At 69.3% G+C, this 2,291-nt stretch carries 2 protein-coding genes and 1 pseudogene; all 3 read left to right on the forward strand.

The features are described from left to right. The first annotated feature begins 15 nt into the window (after positions 1-15). Positions 16-1,014, forward strand: coding sequence for a Gfo/Idh/MocA family oxidoreductase (locus JF597_RS54750; RefSeq protein ID WP_294014653.1), 999 nt, complete (start codon positions 16-18; stop codon positions 1,012-1,014). Continuing rightward, a complete protein-coding gene (locus JF597_RS54755; RefSeq protein ID WP_294014656.1) occupies positions 1,011-1,880 on the forward strand; it encodes a sugar phosphate isomerase/epimerase in 870 nt (289 codons plus the stop codon). Before JF597_RS54750 ends, JF597_RS54755 begins: the two co-directional genes overlap by 4 nt. Positions 1,881-1,966: 86 nt before the next feature. Beyond that, a pseudogene (locus JF597_RS54760) lies at positions 1,967-2,291 on the forward strand (serine/threonine-protein phosphatase); the annotation flags it as partial.

Here is a 2,291-nt window from a genome sequence, read left to right on the forward strand (position 1 = left end):
CGTTAGGAAACGACCATGACTGTACGTGTAGGGGTGATCGGCGCCGGCTGGATCGGCCACGAGCACATCCGGCGTCTCACCCACACCGTGACCGGTGCCCGGGTCACCGCGGTCACCGACATCGACGCGGCCCGTGCCGAGGAGGCGGCGGCACCGGTCGGCGCCCGGGTGTACGCGAGCGGCGCCGAGCTCATCGCGGCGGACGACGTCGACGCCGTCCTCGTGACGTCCTGGGGTCCCACCCACGCCGAGCACGTGCTGACCGCGATAGCCGCAGGAAAGCCGGTGTTCTGCGAGAAGCCGCTGGCCACCACCGCCGAGGACTGCCTGAGGATCGTCGAGGCGGAGACGGCCCACGGCCGCCGCCTGGTCCAGGTCGGCTTCATGCGCCGTTACGACGCCGGCTATCGCGAGATGAAGCAGGTCATCGAATCGGGCCGGATCGGTGAGCCGCTGATCGTGCACTGCGCCCACCGCAACCCGACCGTCCCGGAGTCGTACACCTCCGCCATGGCGGCCCTGGACACGGCCGTGCACGAGGTGGATGTGCTGCGCTGGCTCCTGGACGACGAGATCGTCTCCACCCAGGTGGTCACGCCGCGCGCCACGAGCAAGCGGTTCGCCCACCTCAAGGACCCGCAGATCATGCTCTTCGAGACGGCGAAGGGCGTCCGCATCGATCTGGAGGTCTTCGTCAACATCCAGTGCGAGGCGGTCGGCGAGGAGGGTCTCGTACGGCTGCCCGACCCGGCCGCGGTGGGTGTGCGGACCGCCGCCCAGCACAGCACCGAGGTGCTCACGGACTGGGTGAGCCGCTTCCGGGACGCCTTCGACACCGAGTTCCGTGAGTGGATCGCGGGCCTCGCCGCCGGTGCCGAGCCCACCGGTCCGTCCGCCTGGGACGGGTACGCCGCCACCGTCATCACCGCCGCGACCGTCGAGGCCCTTGAGTCGGGCCTCGTCGTCGCCACGGACCTCAAGCCCCGTCCCGCCTTCTACGGAGGTGCCGCGTGAAGATCGCCCTCGACCCGTACATGTTCCGCGCCCTGCCGATCGACGACATGGTGCGCACAGTGGCCGAACTCGGCTACGAATACATCGAGTTGTCGCCCCGTGACGACTTCATGCCGTTCTTCCTGCACCCGCGGGCGGACGACGAGCGCGTCGCGGAGCTGAAGAACGCCCTGCGTACGCACGGTGTGAAGCTGTCCTCCGTGCTGCCGCTGTACAAGTGGTCGTCGCCCGACGAGACCGAACGGCAGGCCGCCGTCCGCTACTGGAAGCGGATGATCGAGATCGCCGCGGACCTCGAATGCCCGCTGATGAACAGCGAGTTCAACGGCCGCCCCGAGCGCGCCGCCGAGAGCGAGGCCGCGTTCTGGAACTCGCTGGAGGAGCTGCTCCCGCTGTTCGAGCGCGAAGGCATCGCTCTGAACCTGGAGGCCCACCCCGACGACTTCTGCGAGGAGAACACCCCCGCGGTCGACCTGGTCCGGGCCATCAACAAGCCCTGGGTGAACTACCTGTACTGCGCGCCGCACACCTTCCACCTCTCGGGCGCCTCGGAGGCCGGAGCGGACATCGCGAAGATGATGCGCTACGCGGGTGACAAGCTCCAGCACGTGCACATCGCGGACTCCTTCAACCACAAGGGGTCGAGCGGCCTGCGCTACATCCTCAACCCGCCCGGCACCACGGCCCGTATCCACCAGCACCTGGACATCGATCAGGGCGAGGTCGACTGGGACGCCTTCTTCGGCACCCTGCGCGAGCTGGACTTCGACGGCGTGGCGACAGCCTGTGTCTTCGCCTGGGAGGAGCGGGCGCACGAGTCCTCGGCGTTCATGCTGGACCGGATCAGCAAGGAGCTGGGCGGGTAGCCGGGGTCGCAACGGCGGGGCGTGCTACCGGGCCGGAGCGGGCCTGCATAACGTAGGGCCAGATCACCACCTGCCCGGGAGCACGCATGACAGGTAGCCGCCGCAAGAGACCTGGCGACACCTTCGACGCCATCGAGCCCCCGGGCAACGCCCAGCTGGTCGCCGGCGTGGTGACCGTGACGGGCCTCGTCGAGGTCCTCGGCACGCTGTCCGGGTCCGAGGTGTGGCTCCTGGGGCTCCTGGTGTTCCTGCCGGGCGCCGCCTCGGCGCTGGGCACGGTCCGGCAGACGACGTTCGTCGCCGTGTGGACGGCGATCGTCGTCACCGCCAGCGTGCTGCTGCGAAACCGCGACGGGGGTGACTGGTTCGACCGGCTCCTGCTGATCCTGTTCACCCTGGCCCTGGCGGCCA

It is taken from the genome of Streptomyces sp., from assembly GCF_019510245.1.
Taxonomy (GTDB): Bacteria; Actinomycetota; Actinomycetes; order Streptomycetales; family Streptomycetaceae; genus Streptomyces.

Excerpts from the sequence above, each read along its gene's own strand:
- JF597_RS54750 (WP_294014653.1), top strand. The coding sequence starts at position 16 with ATGACTGTACGTGTAGGGGTGATCGGCGCCGGCTGGATCGGCCACGAG.